The organism is Clostridium sp. DJ247 (assembly GCF_014231265.1).
The window spans coordinates 1-20348 of record NZ_JABAIW010000068.1 but is presented as its reverse complement, the minus strand read 5'-3'; the positions used below and the strand labels follow the sequence as shown (position 1 = coordinate 20348).

Annotated in this window: 20 protein-coding genes and 3 pseudogenes; 10 read left to right on the top strand and 13 right to left on the bottom strand. The window is 30.5% G+C overall.

Features of this window, described 5'->3' with window-relative positions; translation table 11 throughout:
• Positions 1 to 286: 286 nt before the first annotated feature.
• The 3 genes and pseudogenes from HGI79_RS19830 to HGI79_RS19820 form a co-directional block, all read right to left on the bottom strand.
• Positions 287 to 1141 carry a VTT domain-containing protein gene (locus tag HGI79_RS19830; RefSeq protein ID WP_241428281.1) on the bottom strand — a complete coding sequence of 285 codons (855 nt, stop codon included), beginning with the start codon at positions 1139 to 1141 and terminating at the stop codon, positions 287 to 289.
• Between the two features lie 27 nt (positions 1142 to 1168).
• Positions 1169 to 1927, bottom strand: coding sequence for an ABC transporter ATP-binding protein (locus HGI79_RS19825; protein ID WP_241428280.1), 759 nt, complete (start codon positions 1925 to 1927; stop codon positions 1169 to 1171).
• 407 nt (positions 1928 to 2334) lie between these two features.
• Positions 2335 to 2619: pseudogene (locus HGI79_RS19820) on the bottom strand (FAD-dependent oxidoreductase); the annotation flags it as partial.
• A 282-nt stretch (positions 2620 to 2901) separates the two neighbouring features.
• On the opposite strand from HGI79_RS19820, the gene HGI79_RS19815 reads away from it, so the two are divergent.
• Positions 2902 to 3261: a PilZ domain-containing protein gene (locus HGI79_RS19815; RefSeq protein WP_185652403.1), complete on the top strand. Its 360-nt coding sequence runs from the start codon at positions 2902 to 2904 to the stop codon at positions 3259 to 3261.
• Positions 3262 to 3323: 62 nt separating this feature from the next.
• Positions 3324 to 4406 carry a sensor domain-containing diguanylate cyclase gene (locus tag HGI79_RS23560; protein WP_185652402.1) on the top strand — a complete coding sequence of 361 codons (1083 nt, stop codon included), beginning with the start codon at positions 3324 to 3326 and terminating at the stop codon, positions 4404 to 4406.
• 116 nt (positions 4407 to 4522) lie between these two features.
• Here HGI79_RS23560 and HGI79_RS19805 read toward each other — a convergent pair whose 3' ends face one another.
• On the bottom strand, positions 4523 to 4687 hold the full coding sequence (locus HGI79_RS19805; protein ID WP_185652407.1) for a hypothetical protein: 165 nt from the start codon (positions 4685 to 4687) through the stop codon (positions 4523 to 4525).
• 301 nt (positions 4688 to 4988) lie between these two features.
• On the opposite strand from HGI79_RS19805, the gene HGI79_RS19800 reads away from it, so the two are divergent.
• Positions 4989 to 6593, top strand: coding sequence for a recombinase family protein (locus tag HGI79_RS19800; protein ID WP_185652401.1), 1605 nt, complete (start codon positions 4989 to 4991; stop codon positions 6591 to 6593).
• 46 nt (positions 6594 to 6639) lie between these two features.
• Here the strand turns inward: HGI79_RS19800 and HGI79_RS19795 are convergent.
• Positions 6640 to 7638, bottom strand: a pseudogene (locus HGI79_RS19795) (FAD-dependent oxidoreductase); the annotation flags it as partial.
• A 50-nt stretch (positions 7639 to 7688) separates the two neighbouring features.
• Positions 7689 to 8627, bottom strand: a pseudogene (locus tag HGI79_RS19790) (sulfide/dihydroorotate dehydrogenase-like FAD/NAD-binding protein); the annotation flags it as partial.
• A 107-nt stretch (positions 8628 to 8734) separates the two neighbouring features.
• Between HGI79_RS19790 and HGI79_RS19785 the strand changes: the two are divergent.
• Positions 8735 to 9901 carry an amidohydrolase gene (locus HGI79_RS19785; RefSeq protein WP_185652400.1) on the top strand — a complete coding sequence of 389 codons (1167 nt, stop codon included), beginning with the start codon at positions 8735 to 8737 and terminating at the stop codon, positions 9899 to 9901.
• A 132-nt stretch (positions 9902 to 10033) separates the two neighbouring features.
• On the opposite strand, the gene HGI79_RS19780 is transcribed toward HGI79_RS19785, so the two are convergent.
• The 3 genes from HGI79_RS19780 to HGI79_RS19770 form a co-directional block, all read right to left on the bottom strand.
• Positions 10034 to 11200: an amidohydrolase gene (locus tag HGI79_RS19780; RefSeq protein WP_185652399.1), complete on the bottom strand. Its 1167-nt coding sequence runs from the start codon at positions 11198 to 11200 to the stop codon at positions 10034 to 10036.
• A 156-nt stretch (positions 11201 to 11356) separates the two neighbouring features.
• Positions 11357 to 11524: a hypothetical protein gene (locus HGI79_RS19775; protein WP_185652398.1), complete on the bottom strand. Its 168-nt coding sequence runs from the start codon at positions 11522 to 11524 to the stop codon at positions 11357 to 11359.
• Between the two features lie 497 nt (positions 11525 to 12021).
• Complete coding sequence (locus HGI79_RS19770; RefSeq protein WP_185652397.1) at positions 12022 to 12270, bottom strand: helix-turn-helix domain-containing protein; 249 nt, start codon at positions 12268 to 12270, stop codon at positions 12022 to 12024.
• 221 nt (positions 12271 to 12491) lie between these two features.
• Here HGI79_RS19770 and HGI79_RS19765 point away from each other — a divergent pair, with 221 nt between their 5' ends.
• The 3 genes from HGI79_RS19765 (at position 12492) to dapD (ending at position 15369) form a co-directional block, all read left to right on the top strand.
• Entirely contained in the window at positions 12492 to 12680 is a 189-nt protein-coding gene (locus HGI79_RS19765) for a Spo0E family sporulation regulatory protein-aspartic acid phosphatase (RefSeq protein ID WP_185652396.1), read from the top strand.
• A gap of 134 nt (positions 12681 to 12814) precedes the next feature.
• Entirely contained in the window at positions 12815 to 14416 is a 1602-nt protein-coding gene (locus HGI79_RS19760; protein WP_185652395.1) for a recombinase family protein, read from the top strand.
• A 242-nt stretch (positions 14417 to 14658) separates the two neighbouring features.
• The gene (gene dapD / locus HGI79_RS19755; RefSeq protein WP_185652394.1) at positions 14659 to 15369 is read left to right on the top strand and encodes a 2,3,4,5-tetrahydropyridine-2,6-dicarboxylate N-acetyltransferase; all 711 of its coding nucleotides are present in this window, start codon (positions 14659 to 14661) and stop codon (positions 15367 to 15369) included.
• 64 nt (positions 15370 to 15433) lie between these two features.
• On the opposite strand, the gene HGI79_RS19750 is transcribed toward dapD, so the two are convergent.
• The 3 genes from HGI79_RS19750 to pdaB form a co-directional block, all read right to left on the bottom strand.
• Positions 15434 to 16168: a single-stranded DNA-binding protein gene (locus HGI79_RS19750; RefSeq protein ID WP_185652393.1), complete on the bottom strand. Its 735-nt coding sequence runs from the start codon at positions 16166 to 16168 to the stop codon at positions 15434 to 15436.
• A 93-nt stretch (positions 16169 to 16261) separates the two neighbouring features.
• Positions 16262 to 16768 carry a hypothetical protein gene (locus tag HGI79_RS19745; RefSeq protein ID WP_185652392.1) on the bottom strand — a complete coding sequence of 169 codons (507 nt, stop codon included), beginning with the start codon at positions 16766 to 16768 and terminating at the stop codon, positions 16262 to 16264.
• A gap of 243 nt (positions 16769 to 17011) precedes the next feature.
• A complete protein-coding gene (gene pdaB, locus HGI79_RS19740) occupies positions 17012 to 17764 on the bottom strand; it encodes a polysaccharide deacetylase family sporulation protein PdaB (RefSeq protein WP_395939561.1) in 753 nt (250 codons plus the stop codon).
• Between the two features lie 196 nt (positions 17765 to 17960).
• Between pdaB and HGI79_RS19735 the strand changes: the two genes are divergently transcribed.
• Positions 17961 to 18200: an alpha/beta-type small acid-soluble spore protein gene (locus tag HGI79_RS19735; RefSeq protein ID WP_185652391.1), complete on the top strand. Its 240-nt coding sequence runs from the start codon at positions 17961 to 17963 to the stop codon at positions 18198 to 18200.
• A gap of 114 nt (positions 18201 to 18314) precedes the next feature.
• A complete protein-coding gene (locus HGI79_RS19730; RefSeq protein ID WP_185652390.1) occupies positions 18315 to 18842 on the top strand; it encodes a DUF4364 family protein in 528 nt (175 codons plus the stop codon).
• A gap of 7 nt (positions 18843 to 18849) precedes the next feature.
• Here the strand turns inward: HGI79_RS19730 and HGI79_RS19725 are convergent, their stop codons facing one another.
• Positions 18850 to 19737, bottom strand: coding sequence for a YncE family protein (locus HGI79_RS19725; RefSeq protein ID WP_185652389.1), 888 nt, complete (start codon positions 19735 to 19737; stop codon positions 18850 to 18852).
• Between the two features lie 139 nt (positions 19738 to 19876).
• Between HGI79_RS19725 and HGI79_RS19720 the strand changes: the two genes are divergently transcribed.
• Positions 19877 to 20128 (top strand): TIGR03905 family TSCPD domain-containing protein, encoded by a 252-nt coding sequence (locus HGI79_RS19720; protein WP_185652388.1) that lies wholly within the window; start codon positions 19877 to 19879, stop codon positions 20126 to 20128.
• Positions 20129 to 20348: the final 220 nt, after the last annotated feature.

The window sequence follows — 20348 nt, the reverse complement described above, 5'->3', positions numbered from 1 at the left end:
GTTTCTTAGATTTTCAAAAACACGAACTTTAGACTGATTAAAAGTTTTTAACGTGCTGAAGTTTGGCAACATATTCCAGAGTATAAGTTAAGTTTCCACTTTGAAACCCTATAAAAATACTTTAGGCATCTGAAAAAATTACATGTTGAATTGTGCAGCTATTATTTTGAAGATGCCTTATTACTTTAACAATATATTATCATAAATTTTATCTTTTGTTTTAGAGAATGAAAATTCTTTATAAATAGTTTATTAGAAAGTCTTGATGTTAAATTAGCAGAAAAGCTTAGCACTTTGATACTGTCTTTTTCTTTTCCATAAGATATTTCTTAATAGCAAATGCAATAAGAGCAGCTAGTCCACAAACAGCCCAGAATCCAAGTTTTGAGGCTTTATTAATATTCTGTCCTAGTAAAGAGTAAACTATAGTAGCAGGTATCTGGCCAATTCCTGTAGCCCAGAAAAAAGACCAAAAGGACATGCCTGTAAGTCCTGCGGCATAACTTATAGCATGAAAGGACACAAAAGGAAGTAATCTTGCTATGAGAATAGTATGTTCCCCATATTTCTCAAAGAAACCATCAGTAACCTTTAAGCCCCTCTTTCCAACAAACTTTTCTGCTACTGGTCTTCCGTATATCTTACTTATAAAAAAGGCTAAGGCTGCTCCTAACATAGCTCCCGTCCAGGATATTACTGCACCCCAAGCCCATCCAAATACCCAAGCATTAGCAAGTGTAATAACAATATCAGGTATAACTATCCAAAGGGATTTTACCCTAAGTGATGGACTAAATTTTGATATAGTAACATAACAATTCTGACAAGCAGTTATAACCTCTTCTACTCCTAGTCTATTAAGCTCAACCTGAAGCTCTTCATATCTTTTAAGAAAGAGTTCCTTTTGCCCCATATCCAGTGTGGGTTTACCACAGCATTTTAGTATGGCTCCAGTGCCTGGAAGCTTCTCCTGTAAGAACTCAATAGTACTTTTCACCAAATGTGGACTATATGATGATAAGCTGCATCCTGGTATAAATAATCTCTTGGTAAAACCAGCTTTTTTGTCTGGTATAGTTACATTAAATAACTTAGAAAAGCTAAAGACTTGGTGCAGTTCTATAGAGCCATGGCCTTTCATTGTCCATGTTATCAACCTGAAAGTTGCCTAGTTTACACATAAAAACCTTGTTCTGTATCTTACCTTCGATGTAATTTTTTTACCTAAAAAATTAGCTACTTTTATAGAACTTGGTTTGTCATATAGCTTTTGTGGTGTATCATACTGGTGTATAAAACCATTAAGCATAATTGCAACTCTACTAGATAGCATGAAAGCCTCTTCCCTATCGTGAGTTACAAGAATTGTTGTAATTTTAAGTGTTCTCTGAAGTTCACTAATAAGCTCCCTCATAGTATCCCTTAGATGCATATCAAGACTTGAGAATGGTTCATCTAACAGCAGCACCCTAGGTTCAACAGCAATGGCCCTTCCTATAGCTACTCTCTGCCTCTGCCCACCTGAAAGTTCCTTAGGATATTTCTTTTCGTTTCCATGAAGCTCTATAAGCTCAATGATTTCACTTACCTTTTGTTTTCTTAAAGCTTTATCTACCCCACACATCTTTAAACCAAACTCAATATTTTCTTCTACATTCATGTGTGGAAATAAAAGATGCTCTTGAAAGACTATAACTGTTTTTCTCTTTTCCATAGGTATATTCAAAATAGACTGTCCATCAATGAGCACATCTCCTGATATAGGTTTTTCTATACCTGCAATTATTTTTAAAGTTGTACTCTTTCCACAGCCAGAGGGTCCAAAAAAAGTAACAAATTCCCCACTATTAATTGACAGATTAACATCTTGAAGAACTTTTTTACTACCAAAGTTTTTACATATATTTTTAAGTTCAATTCTTGACATGTGACACCCTCTCCTCATCAAGTGATTCTTAGCTTCAGATGGAGTTTACTTATAATGCTGGGAGTATTACGAATGGTAGCCAATGTAATAACCTCCTAATATTTTTTACTTATAATATTAACACATTTTTAACAACTTAATTATTTTATAACTAAATACAAAATATCTTATCTATAAATATTATTAATAGGATTAAAGATTAATCATTCGTAAAACGTATTTCTTCTAACCTTTGAACTACTCTAAACTATGTAACCATTTAAATTTAATATAATATTATACTTTCGTTTCTTTTAATTTAGAAAGCAATTATAAAAGGGAACAGGCCCTGTGTCCTAATTCCCTTTATAACCACCATACTTAACTATTATCTATTTACTACTCATTAGCTATTGTTGCCCGTAAGTTTAAACTAATTGTTGTCCCATTATATTTGTTAGACTTAGCATTTCTATTCTGTTTGCTATCTCATCACCGTCAGTAGAATATAATCCTAACTCTTGCATTCTCCTAAAATACTCTGATCCTGCAAAAGTATATCTGTTTCTTCTACCTTCTCTAGTCATCATTTTATAATTTGCAAATGCTATTAAATCTCCTATGGCTGTTGTTTTAGGAAGAACAAGAAGAGGCATTCCTAAACAGTATCTAACAGCATTGTGTCCAGCTAAACTTCCTGTACATATAGCTTCTGCTTGCCACAACAAACTGCAAGAATTACACAAGTTATATCAGTTAACTTTTATGAGGAGTTTCAAGTTCATCTAGACCTTCTTTAAAACTTTTATTTTCAATATTAGTTTAATTATATACTCTATTATTTGTTTATTTTTCCCACCTATACCAACACAATACAGTAAAGTCAAGAAATAATAAATATTTTCATAAGCTTAACTAAAACTTAATGTGTTAGGAATATTGTGGTGTTATTATTTCAATATCATTAATATCTATGTAAAAAGTGAGTGAATATTATGGAAAACAGTAATTACAGTTATTTACTTGAGAGAAACCAGATATTTAAAAAAAATCGTAGAATAGTCAAAAGATATAGGTATCATACTATGTTTAAAATTGTAAGTGTAAATTCTAAAAAACTCCATTTGGAAACATTAGGTGTAGATATTTCTGTTTCAGGTATAGGATTCGTAGCAAATACAAAGTTTGATGTAGATGATATAATAGAAGTGATATTTAAGTATAACAAAATAACCATACCTGTAAATGTTAAAGTAGTACATGTAAACCTATATGATCATGGTTACTTTACTGGTGGGCAATTTATCGCTATACAAAATATATATAGGGAAATTTTAAAACAGGATTTATTGTAGTTACTTAATTATTTATCATTCTTCTAAATAGTATTTAGATAATTAATTTTGGGGGATAAACTGTGAAACAATTAAAATGTAGTTGTAATAAGTACTTAAGCATAAAAAAAGAATATGAAAGTTATCAAAATCTTGCAGAAAAAACTATCCAAAATATATCGGAAAGAAATATAGAGTTAGAAAGAACATTAGATGCCTTATCTAGTATAGTTGAAATAAGTCGATACATAAATTTATATTTAAGTGATCCTAATCTTATTCAAATTATAAATGATATGATGTTAGGTATCTTAGGTGTAACCTATTCAACAATATATGTGGTAGAAAATAACTGTCTTTCCATTAAAGCAACTAACATCAAACAGAATTCAACCTGTTTTCAAAAAGAAAATCTAATTAAAATTAATAATAACCAATCATTTCTATTAAATTCTAAAACCTCAATATATGAAACAAATGAAGATAACTTAGGCATACACTCTCTTGTGGGTGTTCCTATAGAAATTGCCGATAAACTGTTAGGATACATTGTACTTGAGCAAGCTCATTACAATTTTTTTAATAAAGAGCATATAAAGTTCTTATCTTCTATTGCCAATCAAATTGCAGTTGTGCTTGAAAATTCATTTCTATATAAAAAAATAAAGAAGACATCAGAACTGGATTCTCTTCTTGAAATCTATAATAGAAAATACTTTTTTAAGAAAGTAGACGAGATTGTTAAAAATGATTCTACTCATAAGTTCGCAATTGTTATGATTGATATTGATAACTTTAAAATGATAAATGATACATTTGGTCATCAATTCGGTGACGAGGTGCTAAAACAGACTACAAAAATAATAGCTAATACTATTAATAGCAAGGGTATAATTGCCAGGTACGGAGGAGAAGAGTTAGTAGTATTCATCTATGATGGAGAAGATCATGTACAAGTATATAAAAGAATTGATATTATCAGAAGAAAAATAAGTGAAAATATAGTAACCTTAAATGAGGCTAAAGCTAGTGTTACTGCCAGTTTTGGCATTAGTTTTTATCCAGTAGATTCTATAAAAATAGAAGAAGCACTTAGCATAGCAGATATAAGACTATATGAAGCAAAACATACAGGCAAAAATAAAATTATTTCTAGAAAAAATTAGCTAAACGTCTTAATGTATCTATGAATCACTAAAAAAATTTGGTTCAGTAAAATTAGAAAGATACTTTATAATAACTATATTCTATAAAGTATCTTTCTAATTTTTAATATATTATGTTAACACTGCTCAGCTTTCTCTTCTAGTCTCTTTATCAATTCATCTATCTGGTGTGGAGGCACTATTTTTATAAGTACTTCTGCTAGTGACTTTGAATAGTTCTTCGTAAGTTCATCCATGTTTTTCGGATAAGTAACTGTAACTCTTTTAACCTTCTCCTTCACATACTTGCCTCCCTGCAGCTTATATATGCTTCAATTACTTAAATATAATAATGGTATTTATATTCTCTTACTAGATATATGCAATAAGTACTCGTAATAGATATTTATTAATAGCATTTTTATACATATATAAACATACTCAATATAGTATCTATCCTAAGGTTATCCAGTTTTCTTTTACAATACGTTAATAAATAATTTATTAAAACTTTGCTCTTATTAAATTAAAACCACACTGTTCGGAATACTATTTAATATATGTAAGTATTTTTTATCAACTAAAATGTAAGGAGTGATACCTATGATTGCAGCAATATACTCTAGAAAATCTAAATTTACTGGCAAAGGTGAATCCATTGAAAATCAGGTTAAGCTCTGCATTAATCACGCCAAAAGTTTAGGTATAGATAAATTTTTAATCTACGAAGACGAAGGTTTTTCAGGAGGAACTACTGATAGACCTCAATTTCAGAAAATGCTAAAGGATGCTAAATCTAAAAAATTTAATTTTCTTATATGTTATCGTCTAGACCGTATAAGCAGAAATATAGCAGACTTTTCTACTCTAATTAATGAGCTACAGGAATTTAATATTGACTTCATCAGTATTAGAGAGCAGTTTGATACATCAACACCAATGGGACGCGCAATGATGTACATAGCCTCGGTATTTGCTCAATTAGAGCGTGAAACCGTTGCAGAACGTATTCGTGATAACATGTTAGAGCTATCAAAGTCTGGTCGTTGGCTTGGCGGGCAAACCCCTCTTGGATTTAAGAGCGAAAAAATAAGCTATTTTGACTCTGAATTTAAGGAAAGATCAATGTACAAACTTACTCCCATCAACGATGAATTAAAGGTTGTAAGCCTAATCTATAACAAGTATTCAGAATTCAAGTCACTTCGAAAAGTTACCCAGTACCTTTTAGAAAATAATATTAAAACAAAACTAGGTGCAGACTGGAATGTGCGCTCTGTTTCAGAATTATTATCCAATCCTACATATGTCAAAGCAGACATTAATGTGTTTAACTATTTAAACAAGAAAGGAATAACTACAACCGGTACTCCAGATGGCATACATGGAATATTAACTTATAATAAGAAAAAAGGTACTACCCAATATAGAGAAATGGACGAATGGATAGCTACTATAGCAAAACATGAAGGTATTATTGATGCAGCTGCTTGGTTAGAAATACAGGAAACTCTCAAAGCAAATAAGACTAAAGCCCCTCAGCTTGGTAGAACTCATAATGCTTTGCTAACCGGTATATTGAGATGCGGAAAATGTGGTGCTAATATGACTATAGTACATGGCGGCAAGGACAAAAACGGAAACAAAATATATTACTACACATGTGCCATGAAGGCAAATTCTAAAGGTACTAGATGTGATAACGGAAACGTAAGGGTTAGCAAAATAGACGACGTTATTATAAACAAACTCAAAGAAGTTACAAATAATGATAATATACTATTGGAAGAGCTAAAAGCAATCAAAGACGAAGTTTCTTCAACTAGCGATTCACCGAGCATTGAGATTATAAGCAAAAATATTTCTGATGCAGAAAACAGCATAAGTAATTTAGTAAAACAGCTAGCTGAAAACCAGAACTCATCTGCATCTAAATATATAATAGCTGAAATCGAAAAAAGAGAAAGTGAGTTAACAGAACTAAAAATTAAGCTTAATAACATAAATGAAGAAAAACAAAAAAAATACGATATTAATGTTGACCTTGATTTAATAATAGAAAACCTTAAAGAGTTTAATAAAATCATAGACTTTGTAGATATAGATTATAAAAAGTACTTAATATCATCTCTAGTAGATAAAATTACTTGGGATAGTTCCACTGGCCTTGTTGATATAAAGCTTTGGAGAGGTGCTAAAAAAAAATGAAAAGCACCTTTCCATACATATCCAAAATTTGCAGTTTGTTACTTCAAGCTTCTGTATGCCCTACAAAAAGACCACTTTTTTCACCACCACAGAATAAGTTATCTATACCCTTTACTCTCATATCATCTGTTCTTGGAGCTACCGATAGATACCTTATGGAGTTTCCTTTTCCTCCAGCATAAGGATCTATATATTTTGCATTTTCTAAACCCTTTATTTTCCTCAGCTTATCAAGAGGATAATAAGATGTCATAAGTTTCACATGCCCAGTATCAAGCAAAATTACATTTTCAGCAAATTCTTTTAAGGCATACTGTTGACATACCTTCATCTTTAATTTGTCCATATTAATATCTTCTGGTGGAACCTTTAGAACTACCACTCCATTTTCATCTAATTCTTCAACTAGAGCTTCATCTAAACTTTCTTTGGCAAGTTTACAGGATCCGCTAAAAGCTCCAAGTATATCATCATCTCTTTCCCCTTGCAAATCGTCAGCCCCAGCTCTCATGCTAATACTAACTCTTGGTCCAAAGGCTGGGCATCTAAGTACACACATAGAGCATCCATTTCCATATCTTAAACAGTTGCCCATTGGACCTGTAGACCCTGTTGTTTCAATAAACACATCTCCCTCAGCGTAAGTTCCATCAGCCATATACAACCCGGTTATATTATTTCCATCCTTTTTTACATCAATTACTCTAGATGTCATACAGATTTCTATACCTATATCTAACAAGTATTTTTTAACGGCTGGTTCGATCTTGTTAACGTCGTACAACCATGCATGTTTATGTCCTGGAAAATCTATATTTCTATGCCTGGTATATTTATCAGTGATATTTATTAAATCACCTGCTCCAAGTGCTATAATTTCCTCTGCTGCAGTATATCTACCGTTATTTCTCATTATTCCCCCAACATTTCCAAGCCCCAGTAGCATATCAGTTTTTTCATATAGCACAACCTGTGCGCCGGCTTTTTTTGCCGATATTGCAGCTGCACATCCTGACCAACCTCCACCAATTATAATGACTTTCATCAGGAATCCCCCTTTTATAAGCATTAATTTATTTCTACTATAGTTTCATATTATATAAGGATTCTTTCTTTAAAAACGTATTTAGGGTCGATTTGTACCTTACATAATTTTTTTACCACACGTTCTTTATATCTTGAGCTGCAGGTTCCACATACTCCTTCTCCACAACACATTTTAGAATTATTACTGCAGGCGTAATTTATTGAATCTCCTAAAAAATCCATTAATGTATAAATTAATATATCTGGGCCATCACAATGAACTAGATTTACGTTTTCAACCTTTAAAATTTGCCCTATAGTTGTTTTAAATTCTTCAGTTAACTCTCCATCTTTTAGTGTTATACAGGGGATTATTTCAGAGTTACACATTTCAAAATATTCTTTACCAAAAATATTTTCCAAGGGTGATTTATCTATAATAGATATTACTTTATTTCCAGCTGCATATAATTTCTTTATAACTGGAACTGCTGGGGCTATTCCAATTCCTCTAGCTACTACAATAGATACCCCATCTCTTGCCTTATATACATTTTTTAAACCTAGTACTCCATTCCAAAATGGTCCCCTTACTACCATCTTTTCATCTTCATTAAGCTTACATATGCTTTTTGTTTTTATTCCTCTAAGTTCTATAGCAAATTTTAAAGTATTTTCCTCAGTATTAGCCTCTATTATAGAAATAGGTGTGTCATAGTAAGGCGTAGTTTTTGGATTTCTAAGGAATATTATGCTTCCTGGATATACAAGTTCATGAACTAAACTATGAGGTGCATTTATAGTAAACACATATAAATTATTATCATGTACTTCCTTCTTCATAATTTTGCATAAATAATTTTTTCTTGCTTCCTTAGCCTTATTGTTATTCAGTATATAGTCTTGATATATACATACACCCTTCCAATTAATACAATCGCAAAAACTCTTCCCTGAAAGCTGCGAACAAAGTATACAATCTCCTGTTTCAGCTAAATGACAAGGACATACTTAACATATAAAAATGCGATAATAAAGATTTATTTTTAATGAAACTATTACCTATGATTTTTTAGTATTGTGTAAATACTACTTGATGAGGTGACTTTAATAATATGAAGGATTTACTTTTAAAAAATGGTTTATTATTTACTGGTGAAGAAAAAAGTCTGGATAAAAAGGATATCCTAATGAGTAACGGAAAAATAAAAGAAATATCTAAGGATATATGTTATGAATCACCTGACCTTGAAGTTATTGATTTAAAGGAAAAAATTGTTTCTCCTGGTATCATAGATTGCCATACACATGTGGGAATAATAGAAGAAACTATAGGAATGATAGGTCTGGATGATAATGAAAAATCAGACCCAGTAACTCCCCAGGTCAGAGCAATAGATAGTATTAACCCATTAGATCCATGTTTTAGAGATGCGGTGACATCAGGAATAACCTGTATTATGGTTACTCCTGGGAGTGCTAATGCTGTGGGAGGGTGGAATTTAGCTACAAAAACTTATGGTACAATAATTGATAAAATGGTTGTAAAAAATCCTGTAGGGTTTAAAGTTGCATTTGGTGAGGAACCAATAAACACCTATGGAAAGCATGGCAAGACTCCTGTTACAAGAATGGGTATAGCAGCTTTAATAAGAGAATTATTTATGAAAACCCAAGATTACATGGAGGAAAAAGCTAATGGAAACCTGAAGGAAAGAAATATAAGGTTAGAATCCGTTATACCCCTTCTAGAAAATAAAATACCTTTAAGAGCACATGCACATAGAGCAGATGATATTGTTACCGCAATTAGAATCGCTGAGGAATTCAATATAAAGAAACTTATTATTGAACATGGTACCGAGGCTCACCTAATCAAAGAATACTTAAGTGAAAAAAACATTAGTATAGCACTTGGTCCTGTTTTAACTCCAAGAATAAAAATGGAGTTAAACGGTAACCATTATTCTGCAGCCACTGAATTAGTAAAAGCAGGAATAAAAGTTGCATTAATAACAGATCATCCCTTTAATTCAATTGATCAACTAAGATCTGTTGCAGCTTTAGTAATTTCCGAAGGATTAAGTGAAAAAGATGCTTTCAAAGCTCTTACTGTACATCCCGCTGAAATACTAGAATGTGATCATATAATTGGAAAACTTGATATAGGTTTCCATGCGGATATAGTGATTTATGATGATGACCCTCTAAGATTAGATTCTAAGGCTATGATGACTATCATTAACGGGAAAATAGTATTTAAAAGATCAACATTTACTTAATAAGAAAGTGAAACTTTAATCAGATGGGGTTTGTCTTACGACTCTGGGACAGTTGATTATGAGATAAGAATGAAATATTAAAATAGCATGTACTAAAAGTGGTATTTTTTAGAATACCACTTTTTAATTTTACTAAGGTTTTCTTCTTTTAAAAACAATTTCCCCATTTATAATTGTCATTAATACTTTAGTCTTCATCATATCCAAAGGGTCACCATTTAGTATAATTACATCTGCATCGTAACCTTCTTCTATTTTACCTATTCTATCATCACAGTTTAAGATTTGTGCTGCATTGATTGTTATTGATTTTAAAGCCTCTACAGGCTTAAGTCCTTCCGAAGCTGCAAGTATAGCCACTGGTCTCAATTGATCTATAGTATTATATGGATGATCCGTAATTAATGCTACTTTAATTCCCGCCTCTATTAAATGAAATGCTGAACTATAGTTACGATTTTTAAGTTCCATTTTTATCCTAGGAGTTAACACTGGTCCAAAAGCTACTGGAATATCTTTTTCCTTTAAATAATCACTTACAATATGAGCTTCTGTTCCATGCTCAATAACAAGCTTCTTTATATTAAACTCCTCTGCTATTCGTATTACTGTAGCAATGTCATCTGCACGATGAGCATGTGCCCTTAAAAGTAATTCTCCCTTTAATAAAGGAATTACAGCTTCAAGCTTAGCATCCCTTTCTCTAATCTTACCATTTTCCTTTTGAACCATATAATCTTGCGTTCTCATGAACAATTCTCGTATTAATGCTGTTATCCCCATTCTAGTTACAGGACATTTTCCATTCATACCATAACACCCAAGAGGGTCTTCTCCCAAGGATATCTTAAGGCCCGAAGGATCCTTCAGTATCATTTTATCAATTATTTTTCCGTGAGTTTTTATAACTGTATTTAGACCACCTACAGCATTATTACTTCCCGGACCACTCATAACACAGGTAACACCGCTTGTCACCGCACTTCTAAAAGCTATATCAAGTGGGTTTATCCCATCTATTGCTCTTAAATTTGGTGTTACTGGATTTGATGTTTCATTGTTATCCATACCCAATTTTCCAGTAGCTTCTTCCATAATTCCCATGTGAGTATGACAATCAATGAATCCAGGTAGCAAATATTGTTCTTTTACATCAATAGTCTTTAACTCAGCATGTTCAAAATATATATTATTATCAATCTTTTTTATTTTTCCATCTTCAATTAAAATATCTTTTTTTAAGGTGCTATAGTTATGAAAATTTATTATAAGACAATTTTTAAGTAATATTGGATACATTTCTTCACCTCAATTTAAATAAATTAAGGAAGTTGTCAATTCAAAGGTCTTCCTAGTAGCTAGTATCCGCTTAACGCCTTATAATATTCCTATGCAATTTACTCATTCCTATATGTCTTTTGTTTATCAATTTTTAAACTATGTATTTAATAAACCTTAAGTTCCATGTATCTCTCTACTTAATCTTGTTATAAGTTCATCAAATTTTTCAGGAGGCAGTTTATTGCTATATGCTATTGCAAGAGCTTTTGCTGCTCTTTCTTGAAGCATATCCAGTATTTCTGGATCTGTTGGATAGTTTACTTTAACTTTTAGCTGTAGCATTAACAAAGCACCTCCTTAATTACTTTTTATGCCTTGTAATGTTTGTCCTATTCTATAAAGTTTATTTAATTGATGTTATATAAATAAAGAAATAAAATTCAATATGCTTTTGAGGCAAAAAAATCACTTATATAAAAAATATTAGCTCAATAGCAATGACCTATGATCAATGCTCATAGGTCATAAAACTACTAGTTTCAATTATGCAATATTATATAATAACTTTTTAATGTAAAAGTACTTATCCTTCTAAAATGCTAGTCCCAAAACACAAAAAGTTTACACCATATAAATTGGATAGTGTTGAGATTATATCAATGATAGAGTTGTTTTCAAATACAAAATAATAACATTAAAAAGTATTTTTTTAGCAGTTTAGATTTAAATTATGTATAGTTTGAAAATAAATTGTGTCGTATAACAAATTATTATAGAATAAAATGTCAACCTGTATATGGTTTACCGTAATATATATAAATGTTATAATTAAGATAAGTTTAATCTTCTTTAATACCTAATAACCAGTTGACGGATACATTTAAAATTTTTGATAATGCTACCAATTCTAAGTCAGTAACAATACGTTTTTGTTTTTCAATTTTAGAAATGCTTGCCCTATCTATATAAATAGCATGAGTTTCAAGCTTTTCAGACAAATCTTTCTGCGTCAAACCTTTTTTGGTCCTAGCCTCACGTAACTTAGTACCAATTAAATTTTTATTTATAGAATCAATAACTAATTTCATCCTACCACCTCTTGCGCTTTACTATAACATTGACAACATAAGTTTATTATATTTTAATAACTTTTATGTTCTAATATAGACCAACTGATTTTTTATTTGTTGACATAATAACTGGTTTTATTTTACAATTTAATGTTCTTTATTAGAACTCTCACAATTGCTATATTTTTTTATTTTTTATGTTCCAATGAAGAACATTTTTAAGAAAAGAGGTATTTATAGTGAATAATCAACATACTAAATTAGAAATAATACTGAAAAAAATTGAAGAGGAAAGAAAGGTTTTGAATAAACTAGTATTATCTATAGATGTTACTGCTGAAAAAGATAGGATACTACGGCAAAGCATAATTTTAGATGAATTGATCCTAGAATATCATAAACTATTATTAAGCTCTAATAATGAATAAATTTTTCAGTATTATGTTACATACATACTCATGCTCGAAATTTAACTTATAGGTATCTATATGTTATACCTTAAATATATTAATATAAACCATCCTAAAAATATACTGTATTTTTTAGAAAGGATGAGATTTTTATGAAAGCAGCTATATACTCACGTAAATCTGTATTCACAGGTAAAGGTGAATCTATAGAAAACCAAATTCAGATGTGCAGAGAATATGGAGAAAAAAACTTAGATATTAAAGATTTTATAATATATGAAGATGAAGGTTTTAGTGGCGGCAACGTAAATAGACCTAAGTTTCAGGAGCTACTGCAGGATGTTAAGAAGAAAAGGTTTGACGTTCTAATATGTTATAGACTTGATAGAATATCAAGAAATGTGGCAGACTTCTCTACTACTCTAGAATTACTTCAGAAGCATGCTGTGAGTTTTGTAAGTATAAAAGAACAGTTTGATACCTGTACCCCTATGGGAAAAGCTATGGTTTACATAGCCAGTGTATTTGCTCAATTAGAACGTGAAACCATAGCTGAACGTGTAAGAGATAACATGCTGCAGCTAGCAAAGACAGGCAGATGGCTTGGAGGCCAAACTCCTCTTGGCTACAAATCAGAAAAAATAATATATTTTGATGATGAAATGAAAGAAAGAAGCATGTATAAGCTAACAGAAATTCCAGAAGAATTAGAAACCATTAATGTTGTATATAATAAATTTATGGAGCTTAAAAGTCTTAATAGAACCTTTAAATGGCTTTATGGTAATAGCATTAAAACTAAAAAAGGTGGACAATGGAATGCGCAAAAAGTAAAAGATATTCTTAGAAATCCTATATATGTAAAATCTAATTCAGAGGTATTGGAATATTTAAAAGGCAAAGGTATGATAACAGCAGGAGAAGCAAACGGCAGCGGTATGCTTACATATAACAAAACAAAAAATCTTTCCTATGAAAGAAACATGTGTGAGTGGATCTGTGCAGTATCTAAACACAAAGGTGTAATAGAACCTGATACTTGGTTAGAAGTTCAAAAGATATTAGATAACAAAAACAATGGCTCTGCTAGAATAGGTATATCTCAAACAGCACTGTTAACGAGAATTTTAAGGTGTGGAAAGTGCGGCAGCTTAATGTTTGTAAAGCATGGTCACAAAAGTGCGCTAACTGGAGAAAAGTATCACTATTATGTATGCTCTAAAAAAGATAAATCTCTTGGAAAGCTTTGTAATTGCAAAAATATTAGATTAGATGTATTGGAATCCATGGTTATTGGTAACTTGAAAGAATTAAATAAAGAAACCATACTTAGGGAGCTTTTAAAAACTAAAAAAGAGTTATCAAGCATAAATAAGGATTCTGCTTTGTATAATATGAAAGAAAAAATAGATGCTGCTGAACAATCTATAAGAAACTTAGTATCACAGCTTGCAGATAACCGTGATAAAAATTTTTCGAAATTTATATTAGAAGAAATAAGTAAAAGAAACCATGAATTAGAAGATCTAAAAATTCAGTACAATGACCTTTTGAACCAAAAGCATCATATAAATAAAAAGGAATATAATATTGATTTAGTAATGTCATCCTTAAGTTACTTTAATAAGACTATTAACACTATTCCAGATATCAATGATAGAAGAATGTTAATAGAGTCTATAGTAGATTCTATTATTTGGCATGATGATACTGAAGAAATTGAAATAACCCTCTGGGGGCTTAAAAAACATTAGCTCCCAGAGTCCTTCAATTCTATCGCATTTTTATCTCTCAAGGACAATAAGCACTTCCTGCATCTATGCAGTCTTTAACTTCGTAATCCATTTAACTACCTCCTCAAGCACTTTACTATTAGATTATTTTTCAAAGTTGTATTTTGTTACTGAAAAATATGCTTTACCCCTTTAACTTGCAAAATATATTTATTATAATGTTATTAGTGGACTAAAATACTTAACTAAGGAGGTTCTTACATATGAACTATAATTTAACTGATCCATATGAAATTGCAAGATACATAAAAGAGGCAAAAAAATCTACTCCTGTTAAAGTCTATTTACAGGGTAATATTGAAGCTAGTGATTTAGGTGATATAGAATATTATAATGGTAGTAATTTTTATGTGCTTTTTGGTGAGTCAGATGAAGTTTCTAATTTCTTAGATACTCATAAGGATAAAATCCAACACTACAGAATTGAGAATGATAGACGTAATTCAGCTATCCCTCTTATAGATCTAAAAAATATACAGGCTAGAATTGAACCTGGTGCAATAATAAGAGACAAAGTTACAATAGATAAAAACGCTGTTATAATGATGGGTGCTGTTGTAAATATAGGTGCTGAAATTGGAGAAGGCACTATGGTAGATATGAACGCAGTGGTAGGTGCTAGAGGAAAGCTAGGTAAAAGAGTTCATCTTGGAGCTGGTGCTGTAGTAGCTGGAGTATTAGAACCACCAAGCAAATCACCTTGTGAAATAGGTGACGACGTGCTAATAGGGGCTAACGCAGTTATATTAGAGGGTATAAAAATAGGTAAAGGTTCTGTTGTAGCAGCCGGATCTGTTGTAGTAGAAGATGTTCCTGAAGGAGTAGTTGTGGCTGGTACACCTGCTAAGATAATCAAACATGTAGATGACAAGACAAAAGATAAAACAAAGATACTTGATGACCTTAGAAAGTAATCTATAGGCTTATCTAAATAAAAAAGCAGCGAATGTGTCTTAATGTTCACTGCTTTTTTATTTATTAAGATATTTGTTGTTTACTCTCTAAATTTCCTTCTATTCTTTCATCACTTTTTACTGAAATATCATTATTAAATTCGCTGGTTTCTTCTAATTCACTAACAGTAGTCTCACCGTCAGCTCCAATTCTCTCCATTTTAGATATAGAAACTTCATACGCAACTTTTTTGATTATTTCACTATCCGAAATCTTTTTTTGATACTCTCTGCTTTGTAATCTTCCCCAAATTCTTATATTGTCACCAACCGCTAATGTCTTACAAAATCTAGAGTTTCTTCCCCAAGCAATGGTTGGTATGTAATCAGATTTGTTATATGCTCTGTTAACCGCAAGCAACATATCCGAAATTTCTCTTCCAAAAGGAGTTGTCCTATAGACAGGTTGTTTACATATGAATCCATCTAAAAATATTTGATTAGGATTTTTACTTCTTTCTTCACATACGCTTATGTTTCTTGCAAACACAGTTAGTATCAGTCTGTTAGACCCATCTACAAATTTATTATAGGATCTCAATTGTCCTTCTATTACTAATTGGGAACCAATTTTGATGTTAATTCCACTTATAAGTCTTTCAGAAACTGTAACAAATAGCTCATCTTTAGCATCACTTAATCTTGGAACTTCAATAAAAAATGTATAAAAACCCTCTCCATACATTTCGTGGCTGAACTCCAATTCTGAGACTACTTCCCCCTCAAGATAAATCTTATTATTTAACATTAAATTATCCATCATAACCCCTCTTTCCCTTAGTTTTAAATTATCTTATCAACATATAATTATTCAAAAATTTCAGTAAATATTCTTATAAGTTGTACTTATTTATTATTTTGATACCAAATAGTTTTTTCTCTTTGAGAAACTATCAATATCTTTTCCTTCTATTAGTATAATTGTAATCCCAACCATAGCTACATATATATCTTCTTCACTGCCAAATTCCATTTCCACAGGTACTTCTTCAGGTTCTATAATTCCTAATGCATTGTAATTTACATCTCTTTGAAGGCAGTAAACAAAACTATTGTGATCTTCCATACTGGAAACCGTCACAGTATTTTTGCTTCCAAATCCATATGTTATTATATTTCCATAAACATTAGCATTATTGCTTTTAATATCAATTAAGTCCATGTTAACAAAACAGTATCCTCCATTTATTAACACATCTTTGATACTGCTGTTGGAGTTAAGAACCACATAATCATAATGACTTTCTTTTTTCACCATATACTTAGTATATGCTTTACATTCAATGTTGGCAGACTTAAGCATTTTTGATAAACGATTATTAAAATTTTTACTTCCTCCAATAATAGCTATTGTTTTCATTTCCATACCTCCTGTAAAATACTTACTTAGAATTATTTTAAGCAAGGTATGGCTTTTTATACTACCTTATTGGTTTCTCAATAATACCTCCTCTTTAAGTTTATGCTGATGTTTCCATTATAATACAAATTTATACTTTCATTCAATAATTCTTACATGGCAATTAGTATAATTTATACATAGCTTTAGTCTCATAAAATTTTAATCATATAACTATATAAAATTTAAAATTTATAACATTTTTTAATTTTTCACTTGCTTACCTACAGCATCTATACGGTAGTTATCCTTATAAATTAAATCACCAATCTTAACAAAACTATAACCTTTGCTCTGAAGTTCTTCTATGATTCTTGGTAAATTCTCTGGTGTATATTTTGCATTGTTGTGAAAAAGTAAAATAGAACCAGGCTTTGTTTTACTTATAATTCTATTATATTCAATGTCTGCTCCTTGTTCCCTCCAGTCTATACTATCTACATTCCATTGAACACTATAGTGTCCTGTCTCTTTTACAGCTTCTACTGCCAAATCATTATACGCTCCCTCCGGAAATCTAAAAAGTTTTGTTCCTTCACCAGTTACTTTCCTTACCTTAGCATCACAAATAACTATATCTTCTATAATTTTATCTCTTGATAGCTTTGTCATATCCGGATGTCTATTTGAATGATTTCCTATTTCGTGTCCCTTATTAAAAATTTCCTTTAGCTTATCAGGTGAATCATCTATCCATCCCCCAACTATAAAAAAAGTAGCTTTAATATTATATTTATCAAGTATGTCCAAAATCTTTTCTGTGTTATCAGTTCCCCAGCTTACATCAAAACTTATAGCAACTTTTTTTTCATTAGTATCAACACAATAAATGGGTAATTTTTTGTTTCTACTCATAAATACACCAATATCATTATAATTAATAAAAATAGACATCATTACTGCTACGAAAAGTAATACGAATACCAATAAGATTTTTTTTGTTAACCTAAAATTCAATATTTTCCCTCCACCCTTATTTATTCTTATAAATTTATATAGTATTTTTCATTAATAAATATTACTTAAATTAGGTAAATTTTTTATTAATATTTTAGTGGATAAGTTCTCCTAATCTTCCTTTAAGATTACAGAATAAACACTTAATAAAAATCCAAACTATTACTACAATACATAATTAAAGGAGGAACTTAATATGGCACTAGGACAATCAGGAAGTGGAAGAACTCAGTTAGTCCCTGATGTTCATCCAATATTAGATAACATGAAATATGAAATAGCTGAAGAGCTTAATTTAGGTGTTCACCAAGGATCAGAAGATTATTGGGGTGAAGTTACATCAAAAAATTGCGGAAGAGTTGGTGGAGAAATGGTAAAAAGACTAATCTCTATGGCAGAAACACAACTAGTTAACGGTAATAACTATAAAAAATAATAAATTAATAAGGCACTGATATTATAATCAGTGCTTTATTTATTTATTATTTTTTTATGCTATAATATTAAATATAATTGTTATAAAATTAATAATTTACCAGGAGGGTAAGGAATGTTTGAAGATACATTGGAATTAGCGGAAAATAAGCTTCTGTTGCTTTACATATTTAATAAAATCAATTTCCCAATCTCTAACAATCAAGTAACACAAATTATACTTGAAAACAATTTTATTAACTATTTTACTCTTCAGCAGTATTTATCAGAATTAGTTTCTTCTAGTTTTATCCGTTATACTGATGAATCAAATACACATAGACTTGTTATAACAGATAAAGGAATAAAAGTATTATCATTGTTTCAGAGTAGAATTTCTGCTAGTAAAATAGAAACTATAGATAACTATTTAAAATCTCAAATTAAAAATATTAGGCAGGAAATTAGTGTAACTGCTGATTATACTGTGGAAAACACGAATAACTTTATTGTAAATCTAAAAACTATAGAAAACGGCTCTCTACTTATTGATCTTAAAATAAATGTAGGTTCTAACCAACAGGCAAAGGATTTATGTCAAAGGTGGAAAAGTAATTATTCAGCTTTATATGACAAAATTATTCAGTTGCTTATAAGTGATTAATATATTTTTATGTGAAAATCATACCTGTAGGCTCTCCTCCTACAGGTATATGAACTTTAGTTCCATCCCTAGTGTTAACTTTGATTAGCAGATTGTTATAGTTATCCCCAACATATATATTTCCACTAAGTTCTATTATTCCTCTTGGCATACCACCTACTATTATCTTTTCTTTTTCTCTATAGTGATTTATATCTAAAATACTTATGGTACCATCTCCAAAGTTAGATACAAAACATAGTCTTTCATTGCAGTACATGTCTATTGGTGAATTTCCCGTAATTATTCTATTTATTATTTTAAAATTTTTTAACGATAACACAGATATGCTTCCTTTAAAATCCGAACCTATATTACTTTCACATATCAAGGCATGTTGTCCGTCCACTGTAAATAGTGCCTTAGTTGGATAAGCTCCTACTCTAATATTTTTTACATTTTCATTACTAGCACAATCAATTAATGTAATACTATCATCCTGCATATTAGATACTACTAAAAGCTTTTTTTCTTTATTTAAACATATGCTATGAGGCAAGTTTCCACAGGGTACTTCTTCTACTACTTTATTTTCTATAAGATCAAATACAATTAAACTGTTTAAATCTCCACATATTATATAAGCTTTATCTTGAAAAACCGCTACATCATTGCAGTTAACTCCTATATAGTAACTGCTTTCTTCTAACTCATCTGGTATGTTTATAATAGATATACTGTTACTGTAGCTATTAGCTACTATAAGTTTATTCTTATATATACATGCTCCATGGGGGCCGATTTTATCTTTCATATCTTCGGGCTTTAAATAAATTCTATTTTCTTCACTAAAAGTACTTAAATTAATCTTTGATACGTAATCAGAAGAAGTATTACATAAGTATAGATAGTGCAATGTTATCACCTCCCTACATATATAATATGAATGTAACGTAAAATGGGTAATAATAATTAATAAATTATTTTCTTGAGACAATATTATATATTATGTATAATATGTTTATGAACTAACAATATTTAAGAAGGGTGAAGTTATGTATAGTTTTAAAACAAATGGAGTTTGTGCTAAAGAAATAAATTTTGATGTAGTAGATAATAAAGTTACAAATATATCTTTTATAGGTGGATGTAACGGAAATTTACAAGGAGTGTCCAAGCTTCTTGAAGGAATGAATGTTAAAGATATAGTAGAAAAATTAAATGGTATTAATTGTGGCAGTAAGGGAACTTCTTGTCCTGACCAATTTGCTAGAGCATTAAAAGAATTAGTTTTAGCAGGTAACTAATTTTAGCTATATACTTAATAAGTAGTAAAAGTGAAAATTCAACTTATACGCAGGAATGTGTTGCCAAAACTGAAAGCACATTTAAAAACTTTTTTATCAGTCTTAGTGAAGTGTTTTTTGAAAATCTTAGAATCTTTGATATGTTTGAGGTACGAGTTTATCAAAGTTTCTTAGATTTTCAAAAACACGAACTTTAGACTGATTAAAAGTCTTTAACGTG